Here is a 4,077-nt window from a genome sequence, read left to right as displayed (position 1 = left end):
TTGGCTATGAAGGGAACTGTTCCCTTTGTGACAAAAGACATATGTTCTTTTGAGCTGCCAATTGATGTGTTTACACTCTATCAAAACTAAAAAACATCATTTTTAATTCTCTACATCAACTTTTTAGTTGAATTTAGCGAAAAAATTAGTATCTTTGTTTGTGGCAATGGCATTTGCCATAGGCGTAGCTGGTTGTGGAAATAATAATGAAGCACAGATACAAGCAGCTACCGATGTTGTCAGTGGGTATTTGGATGCGATTCAAAATGGAAATTTAGATGGAGCGGAAGAATACACAACAGATTCCTATATTGATCCTTTAGGTATTGATAATATGGATTCGTATATGGAAAGTCTGTTAGATAGTTTGGATATGGGTGATACATTTGATCAGGAAGCCAATGATTTTGCGACAAATGCGGTAAAAGCAGCGATTACATCTTACGAGATCAATGATACAAAAATGGAAGAAGATACGATTTCAGTATTAGTTGATATCGATGGAAAAGATTATGAAAATATTGATTTTACGGCTATGGAGAGTGAATTAACAACTTATACGCAGAATTATGCCAATGAAAATTTGAATCGATTGATGCAGATTTACAATGATCAAGGAGAAGATGCCATGATGGAGGCAATGATGCAGGATATCGGCGGCTATATATTTGATAGAATGGAAACTTTGTTTACCGGTGCAGAACAAAAGAAATACCAGATGCGTTTTGATTTAGTTCAGGATGAAAATGAATGGAAAATCAAAGCGGCAGAGATCTCTGAAGAAGCACAGTCATAAAATTGTAAAAGTCTATTGATCATAACTTCAATAGACTTTTTAAGTGTTGAATTTTAAATTCATGGTTTGCATAAAGGAAAGATTTAAAATAAATCCAGACAGATCAACACAGGTAACCCTGGTCGCTAAACCGGGGAGCGTTAAACGGTCGCTAAACCGGGGAGCGTTAAACCTCGTTAACATAGATGGCCTGATTTTAGCGGTTAAAATGAGGTGATCGCCATGACATAGTTTGAAACACTATGTGATCGTCTTTATATCGACTAATCTACCCTTTCTCGATGTTTGAAAGAAGTCCGTAATAAACTAAGTCAATACAATTTGGAATTAATCAGTCGCCCGGGTTATGGACTGAAAGTGCAGGGTGATAAGTTGGATGTACATCTTTATATGGCCAATAGTAAAAGTGTACATATCTTTACATCTCTGGAAGGGTATAAAGTCAGTTTTTTCAGACTAATTATCGTTCCTTTATGCACGGCTATTTTTATGATGTTGTTGCCTATACAGTTTTATGATATTCGAATGACTTTGTTAATTGCAAACAGCACACCCGTTGGTGTCATGCTTGCGATGTTTTCGCAAATGTATGCGGGAGACCTTGAATATGGTGCGCGCATTGTCAGTCTTTCTACTTTATTATCTCTCGTTAGTATTCCATTGGTGTTGAGTATCACACGTTTATTGTGGTAAATTGTATCAAAATGATTCAAAATTTATATATAAGAAATAAAAAAAGTATCAATAATTGCAATTTATGATACTTTTTTTAAAAAATCACGTATAATTATTTCATATATAAATTGAGGTGATTGTTTTGGAACCTTTTCAGGCAAAAATTCTACCTGTTGAATATAAAGTTGATAAAGAATTATTAAATCTTTTAAGTGAAGCCAGTCAAAGATATGGAGAATATAAGTCTTTGTTTGATAATTTGAATTTCGATTCTTCTTTTTTCCTAGATTCTGCTTTGTTGAATGAAAGTTATAAATCCACACAAATTGAAGGAACGCAGATTTCACAGGATGAAATGTATTATTTGAAATATTTAAAGCCGACGGATGATAGTCGGGAAATTCAAAATTTGAAACGAGCGATTGAGTTTGCTTATCAACAAGTTATACAAGGCAAAAAGATCGATATGTATTTAGTAAATCAAATGCATAAAATCTTATTGGATAGTGTGCGTGGAAATGATCGACAGCCAGGTCAGATTCGCTCTACCCAGAACTGGATTGGGCCTAGAGGTGTAGGAATCGAAGGTGCTATTTTCGTTCCTCCGGTGCCACAAGAAATTTATACTCTGTTACAGAATTTATACGAGTATATGAATGATGCTTTTGTCGATCCTTTGCTGGTTAATATTGCACTGACTCATGCACAATTTGAGACAATACATCCCTATAGCGATGGAAACGGAAGATTAGGTCGTGCTTTGATACCAATACAGCTTGCCATGTTAGAGATGCAAAAACCTATTCTTTTTATGTCAGAAATATTAGAACTCTATAAGCCATCATATCAACGATATTTAATGGAGTATCGTAGAGGAAACTATAGAGGATATTTGAAATTTTTCTCACAATGTATCATTGATCAATGCAATGCTTTTATATTGAGACTTCACAAGATCAAAACAATCTATGAGGAAGATATGAAAACAATTGAGCAAGTTCACAGTGGTATGGTATATAAAGTTATGCCGGTCATTATGTCTCAGATTGTTTTCACAAAAAAAGAAATTGAAGATTTGACCGGTGTATCAAAAGCTACCGTATTACGGATCATCAACCGGTTGGAAGAATTAGAAGTTATTACGAAAGATGATTCCGTAATGAAAAAAGGATATAAATATAAGAAAATTTATGACTTATTTGTAGGAAAGTAAGAAAAAAGTATCATAAATCGCAATTTATGATACTTTTTTATAAAAATTAGGTCAATTTATTTCATAGATGATACAAAATCATTGTTTAATTACTTCTTTATTCTCATTTTTGGATTCATCGACACCTAATACATACGTTACGGCTGTGGAAACCACAAAGGCGATGACAGCTCCAATAACGGCATAAACTAAGTTCATGGTGCTACCACCGATAAAACTCAGTAAACCTAAGAAACTGGCAACGGGTAAGAAATTATAAACTTGTAATCCGACAATGGATGCGAATAAACCGGCGGCAATTCCGCCTGCCATCATACCGATAAACGGTCTTTTGTATCGTACCCCAATTCCATACAAACCAGGTTCGGTTACACCGCCAATCATCTGGGTGATAATATAGGAAAAGGCAAGGGCACGCTGTTCTTTGTCTTTGATTCGAAGCATGGCGCCTGAACACATTCCACCCACGGTGAAGGCGGCCAGTAAAACAGAAGGGGCGACAACCGATTCTACGCCATCTTGTGCAAGAATCATAAAAATGGTTGTGATAAATAACCAATGCATCCCAGCCATAACGATATATTCCCACAGGGCCGCAATCAATGCCATGGAAAGAATTGTGGCAAGACCACCCATATTTCCTAAGTCAATCAGAGCGTTACTGATGTATTCGCCTACGATGGAACCAATTGGGCCTAAGATACAAAGGGCAATCGGAAGAATTATGGCAATGGATAAGGTGGGGGCGAAAATGGCAGATAATGTCTGTGGTATATGTTTATTGAAAAAGCGTTCAATATAGGAAAATACAAAGACCGATAACAGAATTGGGATGATTGTAGAGGAATAGTTTTGTACATGGCAGGGAATACCATACACATCAAAGGCACTGCCAGTTTCAGCCATTTGCACAAATGTAGGATGCAGCATGATGGCACCTATAAACATTCCTAAGATGACATTACAGTTAAAGCGTTTGGCAGCCGTATAGCCGATCATGATTGGGAAGAAGTAGAAACCGGCATCACCGACAAAGGTAAAGAGGACATACAAAGAACTCGAAGCATCGATCCAGTGTAACATATCCGGCCCTAAAATGGCTGCCAAGGTCTTAAACATGGAAGCGGCAATTAACATCGGAATCAAAGGCATCAGGCAGGATGCTAAAACATCCAGAAAAACAGAAAGGCTGTGTTTACATTTTTCAAGCATAGAATCATCTCTTTTCACTTTTAGTATAATAAGAAACACAAAATAGACAATATGAAATGACGAAGGAGGGATAAAAAAAGTAACCTTCCTTAATTTGTTGCATCGTGGATTTACCATTATACTTTGGTAAAAAAATTCATAGTATTGTGGAATTACCGCAAACAAATAAGGAGGGTTACCT

General features: G+C 36.2%; 4 protein-coding genes. 3 read left to right on the top strand and 1 reads right to left on the bottom strand.

From position 1 onward, the window contains the following. The first annotated feature begins 127 nt into the window (after positions 1-127). From U0M88_RS08025 to U0M88_RS08015, 3 genes are all read left to right on the top strand, one after another. Complete coding sequence (locus U0M88_RS08025) at positions 128-796, top strand: hypothetical protein (protein WP_331869490.1); 669 nt, start codon at positions 128-130, stop codon at positions 794-796. Between the two features lie 285 nt (positions 797-1,081). Next, complete coding sequence (locus U0M88_RS08020; protein WP_331869489.1) at positions 1,082-1,489, top strand: hypothetical protein; 408 nt, start codon at positions 1,082-1,084, stop codon at positions 1,487-1,489. Positions 1,490-1,604: 115 nt separating this feature from the next. Next, positions 1,605-2,684, top strand: coding sequence for a Fic family protein (locus U0M88_RS08015; protein WP_331869488.1), 1,080 nt, complete (start codon positions 1,605-1,607; stop codon positions 2,682-2,684). A gap of 78 nt (positions 2,685-2,762) precedes the next feature. Here U0M88_RS08015 and U0M88_RS08010 read toward each other — a convergent pair whose 3' ends face one another. Next, positions 2,763-3,896: a PTS transporter subunit EIIC gene (locus U0M88_RS08010; RefSeq protein WP_331869487.1), complete on the bottom strand. Its 1,134-nt coding sequence runs from the start codon at positions 3,894-3,896 to the stop codon at positions 2,763-2,765. Positions 3,897-4,077 lie beyond the last annotated feature (181 nt).

Source organism: Faecalicoccus sp., assembly GCF_036552745.1.
GTDB lineage: Bacteria > Bacillota_I > Bacilli_A > Erysipelotrichales > Erysipelotrichaceae > Faecalicoccus.
This window is presented reverse-complemented; position numbering and strand designations above follow the sequence as displayed.

Excerpts from the sequence above, each read along its gene's own strand:
- U0M88_RS08010 (WP_331869487.1), bottom strand. The coding sequence starts at position 3,896 with ATGCTTGAAAAATGTAAACACAGCCTTTCTGTTTTTCTGGATGTTTTA.